General features: G+C 51.6%; 19 protein-coding genes. 16 read left to right on the top strand and 3 right to left on the bottom strand.

The window, feature by feature from the left end:
• Nucleotides 1–64: 64 nt before the first annotated feature.
• The 6 genes from ASF12_RS28530 to ASF12_RS28505 all read left to right on the top strand — a co-directional run bounded on the left by ASF12_RS28530 (nucleotide 65) and on the right by ASF12_RS28505 (nucleotide 3,303).
• Nucleotides 65–307, top strand: a complete 243-nt coding sequence (locus tag ASF12_RS28530) for a helix-turn-helix domain-containing protein (RefSeq protein ID WP_056041921.1) — start codon at nucleotides 65–67, stop codon at nucleotides 305–307.
• Nucleotides 308–311: 4 nt separating this feature from the next.
• Nucleotides 312–836 (top strand): peptide deformylase, encoded by a 525-nt coding sequence (def, locus tag ASF12_RS28525; RefSeq protein ID WP_056041919.1) that lies wholly within the window; start codon nucleotides 312–314, stop codon nucleotides 834–836.
• 96 nt (nucleotides 837–932) lie between these two features.
• Entirely contained in the window at nucleotides 933–1,385 is a 453-nt protein-coding gene (locus ASF12_RS28520; RefSeq protein WP_056041917.1) for a GyrI-like domain-containing protein, read from the top strand.
• Between the two features lie 112 nt (nucleotides 1,386–1,497).
• Entirely contained in the window at nucleotides 1,498–2,298 is an 801-nt protein-coding gene (locus tag ASF12_RS28515) for a PhzF family phenazine biosynthesis protein (RefSeq protein ID WP_056041915.1), read from the top strand.
• 3 nt (nucleotides 2,299–2,301) lie between these two features.
• The gene (locus tag ASF12_RS28510) at nucleotides 2,302–2,568 is read left to right on the top strand and encodes a DUF2164 domain-containing protein (RefSeq protein WP_056041912.1); all 267 of its coding nucleotides are present in this window, start codon (nucleotides 2,302–2,304) and stop codon (nucleotides 2,566–2,568) included.
• A 45-nt stretch (nucleotides 2,569–2,613) separates the two neighbouring features.
• Nucleotides 2,614–3,303 carry a YjjG family noncanonical pyrimidine nucleotidase gene (locus ASF12_RS28505; RefSeq protein ID WP_056042093.1) on the top strand — a complete coding sequence of 230 codons (690 nt, stop codon included), beginning with the start codon at nucleotides 2,614–2,616 and terminating at the stop codon, nucleotides 3,301–3,303.
• A 475-nt stretch (nucleotides 3,304–3,778) separates the two neighbouring features.
• On the opposite strand, the gene ASF12_RS28500 is transcribed toward ASF12_RS28505, so the two are convergent.
• On the bottom strand, nucleotides 3,779–5,821 hold the full coding sequence (locus ASF12_RS28500) for a beta-galactosidase (RefSeq protein WP_056041910.1): 2,043 nt from the start codon (nucleotides 5,819–5,821) through the stop codon (nucleotides 3,779–3,781).
• A 329-nt stretch (nucleotides 5,822–6,150) separates the two neighbouring features.
• Between ASF12_RS28500 and ASF12_RS28495 the strand changes: the two genes are divergently transcribed.
• The 9 genes from ASF12_RS28495 (at nucleotide 6,151) to ASF12_RS28455 (ending at nucleotide 19,419) form a co-directional block, all read left to right on the top strand.
• Nucleotides 6,151–7,092: an ABC transporter permease gene (locus ASF12_RS28495; RefSeq protein WP_235533315.1), complete on the top strand. Its 942-nt coding sequence runs from the start codon at nucleotides 6,151–6,153 to the stop codon at nucleotides 7,090–7,092.
• 143 nt (nucleotides 7,093–7,235) lie between these two features.
• The gene (locus ASF12_RS28490) at nucleotides 7,236–8,120 is read left to right on the top strand and encodes a carbohydrate ABC transporter permease (RefSeq protein WP_056042092.1); all 885 of its coding nucleotides are present in this window, start codon (nucleotides 7,236–7,238) and stop codon (nucleotides 8,118–8,120) included.
• A gap of 120 nt (nucleotides 8,121–8,240) precedes the next feature.
• The gene (locus ASF12_RS28485; RefSeq protein ID WP_056041906.1) at nucleotides 8,241–9,833 is read left to right on the top strand and encodes an extracellular solute-binding protein; all 1,593 of its coding nucleotides are present in this window, start codon (nucleotides 8,241–8,243) and stop codon (nucleotides 9,831–9,833) included.
• Nucleotides 9,834–10,158: 325 nt separating this feature from the next.
• On the top strand, nucleotides 10,159–12,510 hold the full coding sequence (locus ASF12_RS28480) for a helix-turn-helix domain-containing protein (protein ID WP_235533311.1): 2,352 nt from the start codon (nucleotides 10,159–10,161) through the stop codon (nucleotides 12,508–12,510).
• A gap of 283 nt (nucleotides 12,511–12,793) precedes the next feature.
• Entirely contained in the window at nucleotides 12,794–15,562 is a 2,769-nt protein-coding gene (locus ASF12_RS28475) for an exo-rhamnogalacturonan lyase family protein (RefSeq protein WP_056041903.1), read from the top strand.
• Nucleotides 15,559–16,233 (top strand): DUF1961 family protein, encoded by a 675-nt coding sequence (locus tag ASF12_RS28470; RefSeq protein WP_056041901.1) that lies wholly within the window; start codon nucleotides 15,559–15,561, stop codon nucleotides 16,231–16,233. The genes ASF12_RS28475 and ASF12_RS28470 overlap by 4 nt, the downstream gene beginning before the upstream one ends.
• 2 nt (nucleotides 16,234–16,235) lie before the next feature.
• The gene (locus ASF12_RS28465) at nucleotides 16,236–17,051 is read left to right on the top strand and encodes a polysaccharide deacetylase family protein (RefSeq protein WP_056041898.1); all 816 of its coding nucleotides are present in this window, start codon (nucleotides 16,236–16,238) and stop codon (nucleotides 17,049–17,051) included.
• Between the two features lie 5 nt (nucleotides 17,052–17,056).
• Entirely contained in the window at nucleotides 17,057–18,346 is a 1,290-nt protein-coding gene (locus tag ASF12_RS28460; RefSeq protein ID WP_056041896.1) for a rhamnogalacturonan lyase family protein, read from the top strand.
• A gap of 548 nt (nucleotides 18,347–18,894) precedes the next feature.
• On the top strand, nucleotides 18,895–19,419 hold the full coding sequence (locus ASF12_RS28455) for a GNAT family N-acetyltransferase (protein WP_056041895.1): 525 nt from the start codon (nucleotides 18,895–18,897) through the stop codon (nucleotides 19,417–19,419).
• Nucleotides 19,420–20,063: 644 nt separating this feature from the next.
• Here ASF12_RS28455 and ASF12_RS28445 read toward each other — a convergent pair.
• Nucleotides 20,064–21,233, bottom strand: a complete 1,170-nt coding sequence (locus ASF12_RS28445) for a GGDEF domain-containing protein (RefSeq protein WP_056041892.1) — start codon at nucleotides 21,231–21,233, stop codon at nucleotides 20,064–20,066.
• A 227-nt stretch (nucleotides 21,234–21,460) separates the two neighbouring features.
• Between ASF12_RS28445 and ASF12_RS28440 the strand changes: the two genes are divergently transcribed.
• A complete protein-coding gene (locus ASF12_RS28440; protein ID WP_056041890.1) occupies nucleotides 21,461–22,594 on the top strand; it encodes a glycosyltransferase family 4 protein in 1,134 nt (377 codons plus the stop codon).
• Between the two features lie 55 nt (nucleotides 22,595–22,649).
• Here ASF12_RS28440 and ASF12_RS28435 read toward each other — a convergent pair whose 3' ends face one another.
• Nucleotides 22,650–23,693: a YkvI family membrane protein gene (locus ASF12_RS28435; RefSeq protein WP_056042087.1), complete on the bottom strand. Its 1,044-nt coding sequence runs from the start codon at nucleotides 23,691–23,693 to the stop codon at nucleotides 22,650–22,652.
• Between the last annotated feature and the right edge of the window lie 93 nt (nucleotides 23,694–23,786).

The following is a 23,786-nucleotide window of genomic DNA, read 5'->3' as shown; positions in this document are numbered from 1 at the left end:
AGGCAATACCTAATAAAATAAGCTGTTGCCTACAATTATGTACCTATAAAAGGAGGAGAATCATATGCTAGAGTGGATGCTTCGGGAGGTCATGGCAGAGCGGGGCATTTGGTCTGGTGCGGCATTGGCGCGACTGCTTGAGGAGAAAGCGGACTATCGCCTGTCTGCCCCTTCGATTAGTGCGCTGCTCACCGGGCAGCCGAAACAAATGAAGGCGGATACGCTGGATGCGCTTTGCACGGCGCTGGATTGCTCGCCGAGTGTGCTATGGGTGCATACGCCGCCCGCCAAAACGAAAGGAGCTTGACCAAATGACCATTAAAGCTATTTTGCCGTTCGGTGACCCGATATTGCGAAAAAAAGCGCGCCCTGTTGAAGCGGTAGATGCGAGAATACTAAAGCTGCTTAGTGATATGGCAGATACGTTATATGAAAGTGAAGGACGGGCGGGATTAGCTGCTCCCCAGATCGGCATTTTAAGAAGAGTCGTTGTTATGGATTGCGGCGACGGACTGATCGAGCTCATTAATCCTGAAGTTATAGCGATGGAGGGCGAGCAGACGGGAGCGGAGAGCTGCTTGTCATTTCCAGGCTACTACGGGCGGGTGAGCCGAGCGGAGAAGGTTGCGGTGCGCAGCCTAAACCGAGCGGGCGAAAGTGTTATTTTTCACGGTGAAGGCTTTCTCGCCCGCTGCATGCAGCATGAAATAGACCATTTGGACGGCGTGCTGTTCATCGACCATATGAAGGAGCGATGGCTGGTGCACGAGCATACCCATGAACGGATAGAGCTGCTGCCTGTGCTGCAGCTGAGCCATGCTGCCCATTTGGGATAAAGGGCTACCGCTCTCTAGGGCAATCATGTTACACTATTGGCGGGTGAAAGCTCATCCTAACGCAACTGTTCTGACCGATGAAAAGGGGGAATTCGCGTGGACAACTGCTCAATTATTACGAAGCCAACGCTTCATTTAGTAGGGATTAGTTATTGTGGTCCGTATTCTACTTTTCCAGATGAGGCGATTCGCCTGCAAAGCGAGTTTCTAGCCCGCAAGCATGAGCTAAATACCACGTCGAAGGCGCCGCTGCTGTACAGCCCGTATTTTGGCAACGAAGTATTTGCCACTTATTGGGCCTGCTACGAAATGCCGCCGTCAGAGGACGTGCCGGATGGCATGGTGCAGTTCACCATCCCAACCCATCGTTATGCGATGGTTGCATCAACGAACAAGAGAATTGGAGAAGCCTACGAGCAGCTATTCGCCTGGATGAACGAGCAGGAGCTTGAGAAGCATCAGAGCGCTGTCGCACTTGAAGTTTTTTATATTCAGGAGCAGCATTTGGAGGAGGAAGCGGTTGAGCTTCTTATTCCGCTTGCCGATTAGAACAAGCTGTGCCGCACAAATTAGATGCGTTATAATAGGAGAGGAGTCCTCAGCGGGACGCCTCCTTTTTATTTGGTGATTAAACACGAGCAGGAAGGGGACTGAGGCGTACATGGTACCTATTTATATAGTAGATGCATTTACGAGAGAAGCATTTGGCGGCAATCCGGCAGCGGTATGCTTGCTGGAGGCGCTGAGTGATGAACGGTGGATGCAAAAAGTGGCGGCGGAGATGAATTTGTCCGAGACGGCTTTTGTGGCCCCGCGCGAGGGCGGTTATGAGCTGCGATGGTTTACGCCTGCGAGCGAGGTCGATTTATGCGGGCATGCTACGCTCGCTGCAGCTTTCGTATTGTGGAAGACGGAGCGGCTAAGTCCGAATCAGGCGGCAGCCTTTTGGACGAGAAGCGGCGTGCTGACTGTAGAGCTAGGGGAAGATGAGGCGGAAATGACGATGGACTTCCCTTCGGAGCCGCCAGTTCCGGCGAAAGCGCCCGAGGCGCTTATTGAGGGGCTTGGGCTCATTCCGCGATATACGGGACGCAACCGTATGGATTATGTCGTTGAAGTAGACAGCGAGCAGACCGTGCGCGCACTGAAGCCGGATTTCTCACAGCTGCGCCTGCTGGATGGGCGTGGTGTTGTTGTGACAGCTCGCGCTGAAGGCCAGGCAGCATACGACTTTGTATCGCGGGCTTTTTATCCGAAAGGGGGCGTGCAAGAGGACCCAGTGACAGGTTCGGCGCATTGCGCACTGGCGCCTTATTGGGCGAAGCGGCTGCGCAAGGACGAGCTGGTCGGTTATCAAGCGTCGGCTCGAGGCGGTTTTGTAAAGGTGAAAAATACAATGGATCGCGTTCAATTAAGCGGACAAGCCGTTCTAATGATGCGCGGTGAGCTGGAGGAGATTTAAGCGATGATGAAGCTAAAATGGCAAAGAGAGCAGAAGCAGCAGCTGATTGAGCAGGTACAGCACTATTTTGAGCTGGAGCGTTCGGAGGAAATCGGCTCTATAGCAGCGGAACAGCTGCTTGACCATATGGTTGCGCTGCTCGGTCCGCATGTCTATAATCAGGCGATTCAGGATGCGAGAAAGACGGTTGTCGAACGAATGCAAGCGATGGAAGACGAGCTGTATGCGCTGGAGAAAAATGTTTCCGCTCCCCGCGGCGGCTCCCGCTAACAAGCCGAAGGAGTGTTTATGCAGGTGGAAATAAGCAAAGCGAATATGAAATACGATATTATTTTGTTTGATATCGACGATACGCTGCTCGATTATGGTCAGGCGGAGGCTCACGCCTTCACAAGCTCCTGTCGGGACTATGCCATTACGCTTGCAGGCAGCGACTATGTAGAACGCTATCGCATGATTAACCAGCAGCTGTGGCTGGATTTTGAGCAGGGCAAGGTGACGCTGGAGGAGCTGAAACAGGAGCGGTTTAGACAGCTTTTTGCTGAAAATAATCCTCACATCGCAGCAGATGAATTCAGCGCCTGCTATTTGGACTATTTAGGCGAGGGCAGCTTTCTGATTGAAGGTGCTGTAGAGCTGTGCAGCAGTCTACATGGGCATTGCCGAATGGCGGTTATTACGAACGGCATTCTCGAGGTGCAGCTGTCGCGTATTGGCAAAGCGGGGCTGAATCCTTTTTTTGAGCATATTATCGTATCGGAGGAGACGGGATATCAGAAGCCGCATAAAGGCATTTTTGACTATGCGTTTGCGAAGCTGGGTGCAACTGACCCGTCCAAAATTATCATCATCGGCGATTCCTTGACCTCCGATATGCAGGGAGGCATCAACAGCGGCATTGCTACGTGCTGGTTTAATCCGCACCAGAAGAGCAATATGACCGCGGTTAAACCGGATTTTGAAATTCAGCAGCTGTCTGAGCTCATTTCAATTGTAAATGGATAAATCAAACGACAGATTTTCAGAGGACTGAGGTTCCGCTATTCTGATTTATGAGATGATTTGAGGCTGTATGCGGACAGGAAAGCCGTTATAGCCCTCATTATTCCGTCAAAATGGTCATTGACAGCGCATTAGCGTCTCCTGAGTCCGCAGCCCCTGCCATAACCCTTAATTCGGTTGAAATAGCGGCTGCTGTGTCCGCCAGGACTATGCAAGAAGCTGTCTTTCGGTAGAGGCTCCTATTCATGATGATAAAAATCCAGAAGAGAGTGCCAGGGGAATGGCTGAAAATGGTTATCCTATTTGAATCCTGAAAATGATGATGAAGAACTCTAACGTCAGGCTTAACTACGTGGTTACATTGAAACAAAAAAACAGCAGCGGAGTAGGACACAAGTTTCTGCCCTACTCCGCTGCTGTTTTTTGTGCATTTATATCCATTATTTTGTGAAGATTTATCAGAATTAACTTGATTATATTAAAAACGAACGACCCTATATTCATATCTTCCCACCGTAAGCGGGCCAGCGGCAATGGCAGCCTCAGTCAAGGCGTCTACGCCTGCACGCGGCAGTGTAACGGTACCGCCAGCACCATCCATATTAATAATGACCCAGATGACATAGCCATCCCCCTGCCTAGGTGCGACAATGGTGCCTTCGGTAGCTTCAAACCGCAGCGTGACACCCGCTTCATCGGCATAATGCAGCAGCATGCGCCGCAGCATCGCATCCCCTTCATCGCCCTGCGGCATGGAGCCAAGCATGACAAGCTTGCCTTGACCGATGCGGCGCTCGGTTATAAACGCGGCGCCTGGCGTCAGCCCACGCTGAACGCAGCCGATTGCGGTTGCCTGGCCATCGCTGTCAGAAGCGGATGCGCCGCCAGAGAGGTCGTTGTCTCCCCGGGGCTCAAACACCGAGCTCCACATGCCAAGCGGGGCCTGGAGGCCGAATGCTTGTCCATACGCATTCGTTCCGTCCATCGGATAAACGAACGTAGCCTCCACGCCAGCCAGCTCCTCCAGCTTTCCTAAAGCGGCATCGGTATGCCAAGTATGATGCTCCGTCCGGCCGCCCGTAAGCGGGCCCGCGATCCAAATGCCGCCTTCCCGAACGAAGGCGAGGGCACGGTCGATGTAGTCCGGCGGCAAGTAGGGCATGAATGGCGTAAGCAGCAGCTTGTATCCGCCGAGCTCGCTGCCTTCCATAATTAAGTCGCGATGAATGCCGAGCGCGACCAGCCGGGCATAAAAATCGGTGACGAGCCCGCGATGATTCAGCTTGCGCAGCGGCTCGGTACGCAAGTAGGCTTTGGCGCGATCCGAATACGTCATCGCCAGCTCAGCCTGCATGGGCGAGGTTGCAAGCAGAATGTCCTCCAGCTCGCGCCGCGCCTGCTCAACCTGCACGACATTGGCGTAGCCAATCGTCTTTTTGCCCCAAGCGCTTACGACTGAGCCATGCGGCTGCTCGCTGCCTGCACGCTGCTGACGCCAAGGCCAATAACAGAAGCCTCCCGCGCCCAGTGCATAAGCGGCGACTGCTTCCACCTTCACATAACCATCCGGGTGAGGTGTCGCATAGCTCTCAAGCGAGCCGCTGTAGCTGGCGCTCGTCTCCATAACCCAGAACGGCTTGCCGCGCTTGACGCTGCGCCATAAGTCGCAGTTGATCAAGTAGGCCGGCCAATTGATGCTGGACGCATACGTATCATAGGCGCCGAAATCCAGCTGCTGGAACAGCCGTTCAATATCCACATGGAAGGCGATGCTGCTGTTGTGAGTAATCGGCAGCGCCGAGTGGCGCCGGATGACGGCAATTTGCTCCTCAGCAAATTCTGCAAGCTTCTCCATCGAGAACAGCCGATACATCGTTTGCAGCGACGCATGATGCAGAAATGGCGTTGCGCCCGGCTGTGGAATTTGATCAAAGCGATTATAATATTCGCTCCAAATATGGGTGCCCCACGCTTCATTCAGCTGCTCAATCGTTCCATACCGCTGCTCCAGCCAGCTATGCCACAGCTGCAAGCATGCTGCGCACATGCATTCGGCTACATGCGCCTTGAACTCATTGTCGAGCTGCCAGCCAATCAAGCCCGGCAGCCCGCCAAGCTCTTGAGCGAGACGCTCAATAATGATCGCCGAGCGCCCGCGAAAGTAGGCGTTGTTCGTACACGCATGCTGCCGCGACCCATGTCCCAGCGTCTCGCCTTTCTCATTGACGAACAGCCGCTCCGGATGTCCATGCGATAGCCAAATCGGTGGAGTCGCTGTCGGTGTGCACATGATTGTATCGATTTCATTTTCATGCAGCGTCTGGATGATTTCAGCCAAAAACCGAATGTCAATCCGATTTTCCTCAGGCTCCAGCTTGGACCAAATAAATTCGCCCATTCGCACGACATTAATGCCAGCCTGCTTCATTAAAGCCATATCCTCCGCAAGCACATCAGCATTCCAAAGCTCAGGATACAGTGCCGCCCCATGATACAGCTTTCCTTCCAGCGGTCCCTTCATCTAAACCCACGCCTTTCCGTTGATCTTACTTTGTACTTTAATAGGCGCTGCTGCCGACTGGCAATCGGACTTTTTAACAGGGCTAATATGCGGGTTTAATACCTTTTGCACAGGTTTGCACTTTCTTGGCGAAACGCCCAAAAACCCCATAGCAGCGCGGTTCAAGAATGTCTAATTGCGGGAAAATGCGAGCTGCCCGCATACTAAGGCTACACCGCAAATGAGTGAGGCCGATTGAGATTAGTGTGATAAGTGAGGCCAACGACGCGGCAGGACAAAAGTAAACGAATGAAAGCTGGAGGTGAGCGAGGATGAAACAAATGGCGGTTATGCCGGAAGCTGGCAAGCAGCCGTCCCGGGACTATCGTCCAAGCGTGCTGGGGCGGCTTAAGAAAGACAAGTGGCTGTACATATTGCTGCTGCCAGGCTTGCTTTATTTTATCGTATTTAAATATGTGCCCATGTGGGGCGTACTGCTGGCGTTCAAAAATTTCCAGCCGTTTACCGGATTTTTGAAAAGCGAGTGGGTGGGAGTGGAGCATTTTAAGCTGTTTTTTGCCAATCCCGAGTTTTTTATGCTGCTGCGCAATACGCTGCTGCTTTCCTTATACAATTTAGTATTTTTCTTCCCGGCACCGATCGTGCTGGCGATATTGATGAATGAAATACGCTTTGCGCTCTTCAAACGCACGGTGCAGACGATGATTTATGTACCGCATTTCATCTCCATGGTTATTGTGGCGAGTATGACGTATGTATTTTTGACGACGGCCGGGGGCCCTGTCAACGAAGTGCTGGAGCAGTATACCGGGCACAAAATCGAATTTCTCGCCACACCCGAATGGTTCAAGCCGCTGATCATTATGCAAACCATTTGGAAGGAATGCGGCTGGGGGACGATTATTTTTCTCGCTGCGCTTGCAGGTGTAGATATGGAACAATATGAAGCCGCCACGATGGATGGCGCGAATCGCTGGCGTCAAATTTGGCATATTACGCTGCCGGCAGTACGCAGCACGATTGTGATTTTGCTTATTTTACGCATGGGCAACATTCTTGAAAATGGCTTTGAACAAATTTATCTCATGCTGAACCCGCTCAACCGGCAGGCGGCAGAAGTATTCGATACGTATGTGTACATGATGGGAATTACCCAAGGCGCATTCAGCTACAGTACCGCAGTTGGGCTGTTCAAATCGCTGATCGGCGTCGTGCTTGTCGTCGGGGCGAACTATTTGGCGAAGCGCTTTGGTCAGTCGGGGCTGTACTAGCTAAAAGCATGGTGAAAAAGGAGTAGCGGAATGAAAAGATTGAATCGGAGAAGCGATAGCGATCGGAGGTCAATCTTTTCATGCAGCGCAGCCTCTTGAACACCAATATATTATACAGTATGGAAGAAGGGGGCCTTGAAAAAATGGCTAAGCATTACAATACCGTATCCAGCAGAGTGTTTGATACTGCGAATTATATCGTGCTCAGCGTCTGTGCGCTGGCGGCGGTGCTGCCGTTTATTTTCGTCATATCGGGCTCGTTCGCAACCGATGCGGAGCTGACCCAGCGTACGGTGTTTCTCATACCAAGGACGTTTTCGCTGGCGGCATATGAATTTATTTTTTCTACGAATACGATTATGAAAAGCATTGGCGTTTCCTTGTTTATCGCATCGTTCGGGACGCTGGTGAACCTGTTCTTCACGGTCACGATGGCTTATCCGCTGGCACGCCGCAATTTGATGGGCCGCAATGTCGTGCTGAATCTCGTTATTTTCTCGATGCTGTTCAGCGGCGGCATGATCCCAACGTATTTGGTCATTCGCGAGCTGGGGATGCTCGATTCCTATTGGGCACTCATTATACCGGGGGCGATTAGCGCCTTCAACCTGATCATTATTAAAAACTTTTTCCAGGAGCTGCCGCCGGGGCTGGAGGAAGCGGCCCGCATTGACGGCTGTACGGAGCTGGGGCTGCTGTGGCGCATCGTTTTGCCGCTCTCAAAGCCAGTGCTTGCGACCTTCACGCTGTTTTATGCGGTAGGGCATTGGAATGATTTTTTCGCGGCGCTGCTGTATATAAATGATCCGCAAAAATGGCCGCTTCAAGTGCTGCTGCGTCAAATTGTTCTGCTGTCACAGGCTGCGGCAGGCGACGTTAATGCGATGGATCCGTCTTTCGTCAAGCCGCCCGACCAATCGATCAAGATGGCGGTTATCGTCGTCGGCACCGTGCCGATTTTGCTCGTGTATCCGTTTTTGCAAAAGCATTTTGCCAAAGGCGTGCTGATTGGCTCCATTAAGGGCTAATGGCGAAGGCACGTCAGAGCTGTTTCCGTGAGGCAACACAAACAAGCCGATTTAGCGCGCAAGTAGCTGGCGGTTTGGTATTTTACCATATATGATAAATGATTAAGGGAGGCGTCAGCGATGAGAAAGAAAGAAGGAAAGAGAAAACGTTTGCTGCCCATGCTGCTCGTTGGTTCAATGGCGGGAGCCGTAATTGCAGGCTGCTCGCAGCAGGGAGGAAATGCCGAAGGCAGTACGGGAGGTTCGTCTGCTGCACCGACTGCAGCAGGTGAGAGCCCGGCAGCCGAGAAGGCGCTGCAGCTCAATATTATGCTGCCGATTTTTAAAACGAATTTCCCGAAGGATGATAGTCCGGTAGCAGCCGAAATCGAGAAACGGACGAATACCGACATTCATTTTGAGTGGGTGCCGAACGCCTCTTATACGGATAAATTTAATATTACGCTCGCCTCGGGCAAGCTGCCGGATATTATGTATGTGCCAGATGTGAAGTCACCGAGCTTCGTTAATGCCGCGAAGTCCGGCGCGTTTTGGGAAATCGGGCCTTATTTGAAGGATTACAAAAATTTGAGCCAGGCGAACCCGGTTATTTTAAACAACTCCTCGGTTGATGGCAAAAATTACGGTCTGTACCGCGGACGCGCCCTTGGTCGCAATGGGGTATTTTTCCGCAAGGATTGGCTCGATGCCGTCGGCCTTCAAACACCGCAAACGATTGATGATTTTTACAATATGCTGAAGGCGTTCAAGGAGAAGGACCCGGACAAAAACGGCAAGGACGATACGTACGGCATGGTCATGGTCAAATGGACGGGACAGTGGGCAAGCGGCTTCGATACGATTAAGCTGTGGTTTGGGTCACCGAACAAATGGGGCGAGCGGGATGGCAAGCTCGTTGTCGATTATGACACGCCCGAGTATTTGGAAGCGCTTAAATTTATGAAAAAGCTGTACGATGAAAAGCTGATTAATCAGGATTTTGCCATTATGGATTCGGCGAAATGGAATGATCCGCTTGTTAATAATCAGGCTGGCGTCATAGTGGACGTCGTGGACGGCGCGGCGCGGGCCGACGATAAAATTCATGCTGCGCTTGCGGCAGCGGGCAAAGACCAGCCGGATGTGCATTATATGGATGTGTTTGGCGGGGTGAAAGGAACGGATGGACAGGTTCATACGCTGCCAACGTCCGGCTTTGCCGGCTTGCTGGCTTTCCCTAAATCGTCCGTTAAAACCGAGGAGGAGCTGAAGCAAATTCTTGCGTTCATGGATCAATTGAGCGAACCGGAAATGCAGACGCTGCTAGGGTATGGCATTGAAAACAAGCATCATACGATCGTGGATGGTGCGCTTGAGCCGAGCAAGGATGCAGCGCTGCTGGAATCCGAGGTCGAGGGGCTCAATCAGATGCTCAGCTTTATTCCAGAGGACAAGTCGACAAAAGTGAAGCAGACGCCGCTGCGCATCAAGCAGACTGAGGTGCAGAAGGAAAATGAACAGCTTATCGTGACGAATCCGGCAGAGCCTTTCATCTCGGACGTTTATACGCAAAAAGGCGCACAGCTGGACAATATTATGAATGATGCCCGGATCAAATTTATCGTCGGTCAAATCGACGAGGCTGGTTTTAAAGACGCGATCAAGCTGTGGAAAACGAGTGGCGGCGATGATTTAACCAAGGAAATGAACGAGCTTTATGCAGCAAGTAAATAAGAGCTTTTATGAAATATAAGCATTTATAAGTTACACCCTTATAACGGGCTTATATTTCAGCGCGAAACGCTAGCTTTGCCGCCAGAGGACGGCGACAGCCGTTTACGCTTGCCGCGCAAGGCTGATAGCCTGATCGGGCAGGGCAATAGGCAGAGGAACCGCATATAGCAGCGGTCTTCTGTCTATTCCTGTTCCATGCGATTCCATTATATGTAACAAATAAATAAATTGAAGCGTGATTGGCAGGAAATTCAGCCTGCTTAGCGAATGCGTTTACAAAGGGGATTCGTTGCAATCGCCTAATTTTCAGCTAGTGGGTGAGCTCATGATCAAAAGAATGAAAGCCAGGCTTATGCCGGGGGCGGGGAAAGCAGCGGGTCCGAAAGGAAGATTTTATCGCAAAAATCTTATTTTGCTGCTCGTCGTTTGCAGCATTCCGGGACTGATTACCGGGGCGCTCGTTTATTTTTTGGCTGGGGGCATACTGGAGGACCGCTTGCTGGAGCAGCATAATGAGCAAATTAAGCAGCGGGCGCAAAGCATTGACGAGCAGCTGACGAATTTGGAGCTGATGCTGTCGCACTGGGCATTCGATTCCAAATTCGATTATACGCTCGGCAATCGGGACTATGTGCAGCAGTTCGAGAAGGCGCGTGACATTACGAAGACGCTGCTGGTCATGCAAGGCTCCAATACGATGAACAAGCAGGTCGGGCTGTATCTTGGCGGGGATCAGCATGTGCTGTTCGGGCCGGAATATGGCGTGCTGCAAGGAGATGGACAGGCAGAAGCCTATGAAGGGCTGCTCCAATCGGATAAAGTAGCTTATTGGACACAGGTGGCCTTTGACGCGGCTCGTCCGTCCCAAAAAGAGCTGACACTTGTGCATTACGTTCCTGGAGGCAGCTTGCATCCGTTCGGAGCGCTGCTTATTAGGCTTGATAACGACAAGGTTAGCGATATGCTGCGGACGATGACGCCCGGTGAAGGCGGAGAAACGTATTTAATGCAGGATAATGGGGAGCTGTACGCATCCACGAGCGGGAATGACAGGAATTCTGAATTTGTAAGCGCTTTAAACGAGGCGGTTGCTGCTGAGAGCTCGAATAAAGGTTCATTTTTGTTTCGGTTCAGCGAGAGCGGCATGACGTACGCGGTTTCCTATGGCAAGCTGTCACGAATTTCAGACAATTGGACTTATGTATCTGCTTCGCCGATTACGGGCATTACAGAGCCGGTTATGGTCGTCTCGAAAAGCATTGTTGTGGTCAGCCTTGGCGCACTGCTGCTTGCGGCCATTCTAGCGTGGCTTGCCTCGCGCAGCATATATTCCCCGGTCAATCGCCTGATGACGGTGCTGCGGGAGCGAAGCGCGCCAGCAGGCAAGCCGGATTGCGAGTTTACGTGGATCGAGCGGGAGTGGCAGCATTTGCACCGGGAAAGCGAGGAGCTGCATGCGAAGCTTTCGGAGCAGCTGCCTCATGTGAAGGAGAGCTTTCTGCATCAGCTGCTGCAAGGCTATTTGGCGGATTACTCCGAAGGGGAGCTGCTTCGCCGAATGGAGCGTTACAAATGGCAGATAGAGCCGGGCACACATTATATGGTGCTATATATGAAGCTGACCGGCATCGCTAATTTGGAGGGCAAATTCAAATACGGCGATGAGGGGCTGGCGACGTTTGCGGCGGTCAATATGATGGAGGAGCTTGCGGCCACCTATTTTGAGCAGAGCAATACGATTAACTTTCATAATTTGGCAGCGGGCTTGCTCATTATTGTGCCGGAAGGGCGCTCGTATCGCGAGGAGCTGCATGCATTCAGCGAAGCGGCGATGCAGGCGTTCAACCAAATTCTTAATATGCGGGCGACGATTGCGATCAGCCCGGATACAGCGAGCATAACAGAGATTCCGCATTTGTTTGAAGAGACGAAGCATGCGGTCAGCTTCAGGCGCTACGATCAGGAAAATCAAATCATTGATATGGAGCAGCTGGAAGAGCAGGGCAGCGCAGCAGCGGAGCCTGCCTATCCGTTTACGCTGGAGCGGGAGTTTATACAGGCGCTCCGGACGGGGCGTGAAGCGGAGGCTTACGAGCTGCTGGAGCAGTTTCTGCAAGCATTGTCCAGCGCCGAGGCGAAGGAAATGGATGTGCAGCAGGGCATGCTGCATTTGCTCGGCGCCGTCCAGCATGCAATTATGGTGTCGGGCATCGCCCCGAACCGCTTGTTCAAGGGTGCGAACCGCTACGAGCAGCTGTCGCAAATTCGCGAGCCAGAGCTGCTATTGGACTGGTTCCGCGGCATGATTGCCGCTCCGTTTCTTAGGGAGCTGGGCGAGCGGACGAATGCCCAGGTGAAGCGGCAGATCGAGCATGCGATGCTGTATTTGCAGCAGCATTATATGAGCGATATATCGCTCGACAGCTGCGCGGAGCATATCGGCATGAATCCTTTTTTCCTGAGCAAGTCGTTTAAACAGGTGACGGGTAAAAATTTCATCGATTATTTGACTGGGCTGCGCATGGACAAAGCGAAGGAGCTGCTGCGCGAGTCCGTGCTGAAAATTAATGACGTCGCTGAGCGCGTCGGCTATCAGCACAGCTATTTCAATCGCATCTTCAAAAAGCTGGAGGGCATGACGCCAAGCCGCTATCGCGAGCTGAGCCAAGCGGAGTAGCAAGGCAGGAGCTCTGCAAGAAAAGCAGCAAGAAAAGCAGCAAGAGAAGTAGCTAGGTAGCGGCCGCAATGCTAAAACTGGCATCAACTGCTGCCTATAGCTGAAACAATAAAGTTCAAGCCTTTGCAAGAAAGTGCAAGCCTTGAAAGGCCCGCTTGGGATGCCCGATCTGGACCGCTAAGTGGCGTTTATTGCAAAAGAGTCTCGGAGCAAAAAAGTGTCATTGCCCGCAAACTACCATCCTTCTAGTATAGAAAGAAGCTTAGAAGAAAGAGGTGGTAGCATGAGTGTCAAGCTCAAATGGCTAGGTAAGCAGGCGGCTGCGCCTGTCGGTTTAACATGGGGTGTTCCTTGGAAGGAAGGCGAATTGCTTCGCGGCGATTCGCTTATTCTGCATAGCGAGGCAGCAGGCATCGAAAATGCGGCAAGCGCTTCCGCACTTCCGATGCAAAGCTGGCCTACTGCCTTTTGGCCGGATGGCAGCATCAAATGGTCCGCTCATGCGGCGGTCGGCTCCGGCGCAGCGGGCAGCTTTCAGCTGGAGCTGGCAAAGCAGGCAGCGGCACCGGTTCAGGGGATAGCTGCGGCTGCCGAAAGCGAGCAGCCGATCCTAAAGGTTGTAACAACCGACGAGTCGATCATTGTAGATACAGGAGTTATCGTTTGTACGCTCGCACGAAGCGGCAGAGGAATCATCCGCAGCATTAGGCGCGGGGAGCAGGAGCTGTGCAGCGGCGGCGATCTGGTGTGCTTGAAGGAAAGCCGCAACCAGCTGCACGGCGCTTTATCGCTGCGCGAGGAGCCGTTTCACGGCTTTGTTCATACGGCGGCTGTTGAGCAGGACGGCCCGGTCAGGGCGGTCATTAAGCTGACGGGCAAGCATCGCGCGAGCTACAATTTAAGCCAAACGGCTGACCCGAACAGGCCCAATCAGCAAAATGTAGTCAGAGTCAGTCCAAGCAGAGAATGGATACCGTTTACGCTGCGCTTTTATTTGTATGCGGGGCTGGATGCAATTCGCCTTGTCCACACGTTTTTCTATGACGGCAATCCGCATGCGGATTACATAAAAGGGCTGGGGCTGTCGCTCGCTGTACCGATGCGGGGGCCGCTTTACAATCGGCATGCCCGGTTGGCGGGCAATGACGGCGGTTTTTTGCGGGAATCGCCGAAATCGCTGCATACGCGGCGGACGAAAGGCAAATACCGCGAGCTGTTTGAACGGCAAGTAGCGGGGGAAGCCGTTGCTTTTGATGCGGACGAGGATGCTTATTTTCTCGGGCTGCTGGAAAATTCGGCGGTCTGGGATGATTTCAAGCTGGTGCAGCATTCAGCGGATCACTATGTGGCGACGAAACGCACGAAGGCGGAGTGCAGCTGGCTGAAGGCGGGTGAGGGAAGCCGTGCGGAAGGGCTTGCCTATATCGGAAGCGAGGGCGGCGGCCTAGCTGCAGGTATGCGGAATTTTTGGGAAAAGCATCCGGCCTCGCTGGAGCTTCGCCATACAGCTTCGACTTCGGCCGAGCTAAATGTGTGGTTCTGGTCGCCGGATGCGCCGGCGATGGATTTGCGGCATTACGATACACAAACGTATGTGGAATCGGCTTATGAGGGCTCGGAGGAGCTGCGGGCAACGCCGTACGGCATTGCCAATACGAGCGAGCTGACGCTTTGGTGCACGGCGGCAACGCCAAATGAAGAGGGGCTGGCGCATATGCTGGCGGAAATTCAGTCGCCCTCCCAGCTTGTATGCGAGCCGGAGCATTTGCATGAGGCACGTGCCTTCGGCATTTGGAGCTTGCCGGATCGCAGCACCGCTGCAAAGGCGCAGCTAGAGGAGCGGCTGGATGGCATTGTCGCCTTTTATCAGGCTGAGGTGGAGCAGCGCCGTTGGTACGGCTTTTGGGATTTTGGCGATTTCATGCACAGCTATGATCCGGTCCGTCATGTGTGGAACTATGATCTTGGCGGCTGTGCATGGCAAAATTCAGAGCTGGTGCCGAATATGTGGCTGTGGCTTATGTTCATGCGCAGCGGGCGCGAGGATATTTTCCGTTTGGCTGAGGCGATGACGCGGCATACGAGCGAGGTGGATGTGTATCATTTTGGCGAATATGCCGGGCTTGGCTCGCGGCATAACGTGGTTCATTGGGGCTGCGGCTGCAAGGAGGCGCGCATTGCGATGGCGGGGCTGCACCGCTATTACTATTATTTGACCGCCGATGAGCGCATTGGCGATATGCTTGATGAGGTAAAGGACGCCGATTTCAGCACGGTGGTGCTGGACCCGATGCGCGCATATTTTCCAAAAGACGAGCATCCGGCCCATATTCGTGTCGGGCCGGATTGGGCCGCGTTCAGTTCAAACTGGATGACGCGCTGGGAGCGCTTCGAGGATACGTTGTACCGGGATAAAATAGTAACCGGCATTAACAGCGTCAAGCAGGCGAAATATCGGCTCATCTCCGGGCCAACATATGGCTATGACCCGACGACCAATGTGCTTACGCCATTTGGCGAGGACAATTATGGCCGCCATTTGGCCATATGCATGGGTGCGCCGCAGGTATGGTTTGAGCTGGCGATGATGCTGAAGGACCCGGAATGGGAAGATATGATGGGTGAATTAGGCGTTTATTACAACTGGACGCAGGAGCAAAAGGATGAGCTGACGGGCGGGGAAATCAGCGACAGCCGTTTTGAGCATCCGGTCCTCAGCATTGCGATTACCGCTTACGGCGCTTTCCGCCGCCAAGATGCGGCAACGGCAGCCTTTGCCTGGAAGACGCTGCTGGGCAATGCTTTTGCCCGCACGGACTTGCTGGGCGAGGCTGCCCTTGTCCAAAACATCCGCAGTATGAAGGAAATCGATTGGATCAATACGAATGAGGCGTCGCAGTGGTCGCTGAATACGATCATTAGCCTGGAGCTGATCCCAGAGGCGCTGCCTGCTATGGAGTTGGCGCCTCCAGGGACAGGCGGCGATGGCCAGGCCGATCAGATCGGTGCAGCGGCAGAAGCGCAGGAGCAGAAGGAGCTGAGCGGGCGATGATACCAGCGCACTGGAAGCTGATCTATGACAATCCGCTGAGCTGTGCGGAGGATATGAACGGTTTCCGTGCGGAAGGGGATGCTGTCCTCTCCTTTCCGCAGCAGCGGCTGCGTCTAGCCAGTGCCCGGGATGAGACAGAAGGCCAGCAGGCGAACTTTGTATTATGGTGCCCGCATCATTTTCCGGCGGATGTGGCGATTGCTTGGGATTTTCGCCCGATAGCGGAGCCGGGGCTGGCGATTTTGTTTTTTGCAGCGGAGGGGCGCAGCGGGGAGGATTTGTTCGATTGTGCGCTTGCTGCGCGAAACGGCCCCTATGAGCAATATCATCACGGCGATATAAATGCGCTGCATTTGGCTTATTTTCGCAGACGCTGGCCGGAGGAACGGCAGTTCCATACTTGCAATTTGCGCAAAAGCTACGGCTTTCATCTCGTGGCGCAAGGCGCCGATCCGCTGCCGGGGACGGCAGACTGCGCAGAAAGCTATCGCATGCTGCTTGTGAAGCGGGGCGGGAGCATTTATTTTTCTATGAATGAGCTGCCTATTCTGGAATGGAAGGATGACGGCGTAGCTTATGGCCCGCTGCTCGGAGCTGGCAAAATCGGATTTCGGCAAATGGCGCCGCTCGTTGCGGAATATACCAATTTGAAAGTATATGGGGAGGAATGAAGATGCCGTCTATACTGCTTTGTTTTCCACAGGGCAAGCATAAAGCATTGACAATGAGCTATGACGATGGCGTGAGCGCAGATAAGCGCCTCGTAAATATTTTTAACCAGCATGGCATTAAAGGCACGTTTCATATCAATGGCGGGCTGTTCGGCACGGGGCGCAGGCTGACGGAGCAGGAGGCGGTAAAGCTTTACGACGGGCACGAGGTTTCCGCTCATACGCTGACCCATCCGACGATTGCCCGATGCCCGGCTGAGCAGATTGTGCATGAGGTGATGGAGGACCGCAAACGGCTGGAGCAATTGTTCGGGTATGCCGTTAGAGGGATGTCTTATCCGAATGGTTCGTTCAGTCCAGCGATTAAGACGATGCTGCCCTCGCTGGGCATTGAATATGCGCGGGTTGTACAGACGACAGGAGGCTTTGGCCTGCCAGACGATTGGCATGAATGGAAGGCGACCTGCCACCATAATGATCGTCTGATGGAACATGCGGAGACGTTTGCGGGACTGCACAAAACGCAATATTTGTATCTCATGTACGTATGGGGCCACAGCTACGAGTTTGATGACCAAGGCAATTGGGAGCTGATGGAGCAGTTTTGCGAGTACATCGGGGGCCGGGATGATATTTGGTACGCAACGAATAAGGAGATTGTTGATTATATAAAAGCGTATGAGCGGCTGCAATTTTCAGCTGCTTTAACGTTTGTGGAAAATCCGAATGCGCAAAGCATCTGGCTTAGCGTAGATGGCGTAAAGCTCGAAGTTGCAGGCGGCAGCCGCGTATCCCTTATAGGAAGTAAGGAGGAATAACGATTATGTCAGGAACGGAATCGGTATATACGCTCGGAAGCATCGACATTAGGGAGGCAGGGCCGCGCTGCAAAATGCTGATCGGCGATTTAAATGGTGATGGCCGCATGGAACTGCTGCTCGTACAGCCGGACAATCGGCAGGATGTTCGCTATATTCCCCATCAGGTACAGTGCCTGACCGCCTATGATTTGCAGGGCAGGCTGCTGTGGCAGCATGGCAAGCCCGATCCAGAGGCAGGCAAACAGGGCTCGGATTATCCCGTACAAATTTATGATTTGGATGGGGACGGCAGGCTGGAGGTGCTATGCATTATGGAGGACCGTTTTTTGCTGCTGGATGGCGCGACTGGGACGGTTAAGGAAAGCTATGACCTGCCGGATCCGCATGCCCATGACTGCATCATCATTGCGAACTTATCAGGCGGCGAGCACGCCTCCGACATTATTTTGAAAGACCGCTACCATAAGCTGTGGGCGCTTAATCGGCATTTTGAGCTGTTGTGGACGCATGAGGGCAACCCGGGGCATTATCCATGGGTGTACGATTTGGATGGCGACGGCAAGGATGAGGTAATGGCGGGCTATGATTTGCTGGATGCGGCGGGCAAGCTCCGCTGGAGCTGTACGGATCTGGATGACCATGCCGACTGCATCTGGGTTGGCGATGTGAATGGAGACGGTGAGCCGGAGCTCGTCATTGGCGGCAGCGTTACGGTCATGTACAGCCGCAGCGGCGAGGAGTTATGGCGTTATGAAGGCTCCATTGAATCGCAGCACATCGCACTAGGACGTTTTCGCAGCGACTCGCCAGGTCTGCAAGTGGCCGGGCTCGACCGGCTCGTACGCGAGGATGACGGCAAAGGTCTGAAAGGGAAAGACGCGCTGTTCTTGCTTGATGCCACAGGACAAGAGCTGTGGAAGGAGGACCGCAGTACGGCTGGCTGGCTGACGATCATTGAGACGGTGAGCGGCTGGCGCGAGCAGGCGCCTGACTATATTCTTGGCTACCGCCGTGGGGGCGGCGTATTTCCTGCCCTGTATGACGGTTATGGAGAAGTCGTTGCAGAGTTTCCTATGGAAGGCTACGCGGTACATGCGGATTTGCTAGGAAGCGGGACGGAGCAGGTTGTTATTTATAACGATGAGCTGGCGACTATTTATGCAAGCAAGCCGCTATCGCTAGAACGGACAGCTGGAGCAGGAGAAGCACTGCCGCAGCAGAAACGGCTGTACAGCTCGACGCTGTATCCTGGCGGAGAAGTCGATTTTGACAGGACGGAAAGCGTCGGCTAACTGAATGATATGCAGCGGACAACCAGCGCTCTCAAAAGGTGTCAGATGAAAATAAAGTGTTAGACTTACGATTCGTTATTAGGCTAGAGGGCAGAATGCTTCCAATGAACGTTTTTACAATATGGTGAAGGGTTGGCAGGTGAAATTGTCTTTGGTATAATGACTAAAGTTCACTAAGGAGAGATTTTTTTGTCTGGAGTTATTCTTAACTAAACCAGTTCCATATGATGAGGTTTTCATGTACCTACTATCCGTCTGCCCGATTTTTGTTATGCGGGTGGGGATTGAAAGCTTCGGAATTAGTTAAGAACAACGGATATAACCAGATCCTTAGGGATACCTGTTATAATGAGTTCATGTCCGTGCTGATTCAGCGCGGATTTTTTTGTTGCTCAATAGCAGGTAACATGAGGGTAGGGATGACGTATGTTCATCTCTACCCTTTTCTATTTTTTGGCATAGGGGGTGGAATCGAAAAATTTCAAATATTGGTCAAACGAAATCGAATGTTTTGGATCCAAAATCAGTAAGAGAAAGGCGGACAATACATGAAACTTCAAACGAAACGGCTCATATTAAAAACACTGGATCTTGATTTGATCGACGCAGCAGCTCGTCATGATACCGGCGCTATTGAAGCTATGGGTTACAAATCTAACGGAGAATGGCCAGGTCCTGATTTTTTTGAGGCATTACCTTACTTTCGAGAACGACTGATTAAAAATAACGGCTCCAGAGGATATGACTCATGGATCATATTGGAAAAAGATACTCAAGAAATTGTTGGAGGGATTGGTTTTTTAGGAGATCCCGATCAAAACGGTATGATTGAAATTGGATTTGCAACGAATGATAGCCACCGTCGCAAAGGTTATTGCTTTGAAGCCGCTCAGAAATTATTAGAGTGGGCGCTAAATCACGATGATGTCAAAATCATAACAGCGAGATGCGAACTTGACAATATTGGTTCTAAGAATGCGTTATTGAAATTAGAATTTCAAATGGACAACGAAGATCAAGAGTTGATTTATTGGAAATATCCTATTAAGAAAGTAAAGGAGACTCAAATATGAATAAACGGGACCTAGGTAACGTTGATTTCATAAGAGCAAATTTAATGGGGCCTAGTTCAATTGTAATAATCGAGGAATTAACGGCAAATTTGCCTTTGCAAAAAGGAATGCGAGTTTGATGGGGGCGTACCTGAGGCGTTGCAGCCGTTCTTTTCACCTAGTACGGATGATATTCATTGGTATACTTGCGATTGGTGGCAGAAATTATGGGAGCAGTCGCCAAATGTTTACGTGGAATCGGTAAGAGAAATGAATTGCTTTTCTAAAGCGTGGCACGAATGGCTTCAGTGCGACAACGACCATGCACGCGATAATATCGCGCTGCTGAATGCTGACGACGGGAAATATATGAACTTAATCTCAATTATTGCCACAAAGATCTAGTGACCCGGCCCTTTGGGTCACTAGACTTTAACCTAATCAGGTAACAAAAGTACAATAAAACGGTGCCAGTCTTGTAATGCGACAACCAAGCTCATCTAGAAAGACAAAACAAAGACGCACTTGCGAATCAGTTAAACCTCCGCAGGTTCGTCTTTGTTGATTTTAAACCAAGGCATATCATTTTGTTTCGCTACATTTCAGATTCTGAATGAACAGAATTTTAAACAAATGGCTGAAAATCATCATGAGCCGAGCTATCTCTAAAGCGACTGCTTCATAGCCGCAGAGGCGGGAGCTATGGTGACGCGGTTTTTACCGCTTTTTTTGGATGTATACATCGCTTCATCAGCGGCTTTCACCAGCTCCTGAATGTCTGCGTTTTTCTTCGCGATGCATACGCCGACGCTGATCGTTACGATCGTCTCCAGCTCTACGCGCTTGCGGATCGATTCAGCTACCCGCTCCGGCTTCACCTTGTCGAGGGTAATGCAGGTGAGCAGCTCTTCGCCGCCATATCTTCCGGCCGTTCCAATTCCCGCCGATTCCTCTTTCAAAATTTCCGACACCTGCTTCAGCACAATATCCGCCTTATGATGGCCTTGCGTATCATTAAGCTGCTTGAAGTTGTCAATGTCGCAGAAAATAACGGCCACGCCTTTGCCGCGCTTCATCAGCTGGCCCGCCTTCATATTGAAAGTGCGGCGATTATACAGCCCCGTCAAACCATCGGTAATCGACGATTGATAGGTTGCAATAAGACGCTCAATAACCCAATCAAACAACAGCAGAAACAGCTGGACAAAATAGACGACTGACAGCAAATAGGTGAAAATTTGCATCCCTGGCATCGTGCCGTGAAAAGCGTACGCATCAGCCAAATGAGCGAGCTCATAGACGAAATAGGTGACGAGGCTGGCGAAATATTTCGTATTCATATCGATACCCTTCGTATCGAGCAAAATCAAAAACGTAACGATCAGGGCGTAAAAATCAAGGCCGATAAAGTTGCCTGCTCTGCCTGAGGCAGCCTCTGCTCCAGTGAAGGACATATACGTAATGTGCAGCCCAGCGATCACAAAAGTGAGAACGAGCATGACGACAAAAGGCGTCACTTTCAGGCGGGTTCCCCGATGAGTATATAATTTCATGAAAACAAGGTTTATAATGATAAAAGAAATGATTTGCAATGTTGTAGCCAGCAGATGAATCCACGGCGGAATAGCGGTGCCTGCATAAGCAAGCATGGCCAGCAGCGCCTGATGAATCATGAAGAAGGGCAGCGTTGCATTGAGCAGCCCATACGTTCGATTGTTCTTGTAGCTGGCGCTAAGGCGCACAGACATGAATAACATAAGAATAAGGATGAGAATAACGCATGAAGATGCGAGCAGTTGACCATTAGGTCCTGCTAACCAGGAAAGGATTGTCATTGTAAGACCACCATATGCTCAAAATATAAAAATTTAAAAAATAATTGCGCTTGTCAACATTCGTCTTGTTTACAGAAACATATGTTCTACTATATCATGTTTGATGGCAGATGAACAACGCCAATATAAGTAGTATCGGCATCGTTGCCCAAAATGTGTAATCCGTTGCAAGCAATCGAATACGGGTAATTGAGGCTTTGAGCGCAAATTTGGAGGAGATTGAAGTTATGAACATCTTACAAGCTTTATTTTTCCCGCCGGAGCAGCCGGGTGGTGTTTCTTCCATGATTCCCTATATTCAGGACCGCTTTCAGCAAATGGGATGGGAAATGGAGCTATTCTCGATTCCGAAGCGAGTAAGAGGAAAAGGGCAGGAGGAAGTGGTATTCGAAACATTCGATTACCACGCTTTTGAAGGGGATCCGCTTGTCGATAAATATATTCAAACGTACCGCGATTACGTCTGGTGGACGAAGCTGCGGCTGAAGAAGTCCTATGATATTATTCATGCGCATCATCCGATTGCGGCGCTGGTTATGAAGCAGCTTTATCCAGACACGCCCGTCATGATGACGATTCACTCCAGCTATGAACGCGAGCTAATATTGAATGGCAAAATCGAAGAGAATGGCAAGGTGCATCAATTTTTGACCGCTATTTACGGCGAGCTGGAAGCGCGTGTTGACAAGCTGCTGACGGTGTCGGAATCATTCCGCACGTATATTTCTCCTTATGTGTTGGACGCAGCAGCGATTAAGGTCATTCCGAACGGATTTGATGAGAAGCGCTTTAAGCCGATTGCCCATGAAAATGAAGTTCCACAGCTCATTACCGTATGCCGCCTAGTGCCGGCCAAAGGCATTGACATTCTTCTTCATGGCTGTGCCGAGCTGAAGCGCAGGGGTCATCCCTTCGTCCTGCATATTATTGGAGATGGGCCGATTCGCCTTGAGCTGGAGCAGCTTGCAGTCGAGCTGGATTTATATGACGATATTATTTTTTACGGTTACATGCTGCATCCCGAGGAATTTATGCCGTTTTTTGATATTTTCGTGCTGCCTTCGCGGGCGGAGGCGTTCGGTTCCGTATTTGCCGAGGCCGCGCTCTGCTGGTTGGCGCTTGTCGGAACGAATGTCGGGGGCATTTCGGAGCAAATTGATGATGGCGTCAATGGATTGCTCGTACCCCCAGAGGACCCGATTGCACTTGCTGAGGCGCTGGAGAAGCTGGTTACGGATTCCTCTTATCGCTACAACTTGGCGCGTTCAGGCTGGGATAAAGCAAAGCAGGTTTATTCGCTGACGCGGGTTATTGCGCAGTTGAAAAAAGTGTACGTCAATACGCTGCGTCAAGCGGAATAATCAAATGCTGTCATTTCGGAGTGGGCTGGAGCAGAAGGCCAAGGGCAGAAGCTGCCTAAGCCTCGCTCCGGTCCATTCGCTTGCGGATAATTAAATACAGCCAGCCGAGACTGATCAGCCCGAATATCGGGTAAAGAGTGGATAGAAGCGGCCCGAATCCGATCTGGCTTGCCATATAGCAGAACAGCAGGATGATCGTTGTAATAATGGAACGTGACCATTTCAGCCGCTCTTGCAGCTGGAGGGTAAGGCCGTAAATGTCGGCGATCAGGGTGGTGAAAATTTCGGCGAAAATCAGGAATACATAAATAAATTGCACGCTTTGCCCAAGCTGCTTGGCGATGCCTCCCATTGGAATGGCATATTGCTGAATGCCAGGCATATGTACGGACAAGGCAATATGGCCGGCAAGAAGCATGAAGCCAATGCCAATGCCGCCGAGCCAAGAGCCGATGATGATCACTTTACGGTCGCGGATTTCGGCTCCGAGCGGGACAAGTACCGCTTGGGACATCGACAGGTTGAAGGCGGCATACAGGAAAGGCGCAGCCCATGCTGCCCAGATCGAATGATCGCTGGCAAGCGAGATAAAGCGCCCGGCGCCTGGCGTATTGAATGTATCAATAATAATGAGGACGGTAAACAGCAGCATGACGGGAACGACGATCGCATTGACCATCAAAATCGACTTCATCCCTTTGCGCAGCAGGAAATAACAGCCGACAATCGTAATGAGCAGGCCGGTTTGATAAGAGATATTCCAGTTTTCATAAAAAATCGTTCCGGCTCCAGCTAGCATAACGGCGGTAACCCCGAGCAAAATAACGAACATAAAGTGGCTGATCCAACGGCCATATTGCTCGCCAAACAACGCTTTATTCAGATCTTCATACGATTTGGCGCGAATATCGCTGGCAATTAGCATCATTTTGGTACCTAGCCATATGAAGAGGAAGGTCGCTAAAGCGATCGTCAGCGTCCCCCAATAGCCGAAACGGGTGAAAAATTGTAAAATTTCCTGCCCTGTCGCAAAGCCGGCTCCCACAACAGTACCCATATAGGTAGATGCAATTTGCAGCACCTTACCTGTTCGTTTCATTATCATGATTTGCCCTTCCCCCGTTTCCGAACTCTTCTGCACATGCTTTATAGAAGGTATGTCCAAAACGGGACGGGCATGACTGCAAGTTCA

The sequence above is a fragment of the Paenibacillus sp. Leaf72 genome (assembly GCF_001422685.1).
Taxonomy (GTDB): Bacteria; Bacillota; Bacilli; order Paenibacillales; family Paenibacillaceae; genus Pristimantibacillus.
Note: the sequence above shows the minus strand (reverse complement) of the source record. Positions and strands in the feature narration are given on the sequence as shown.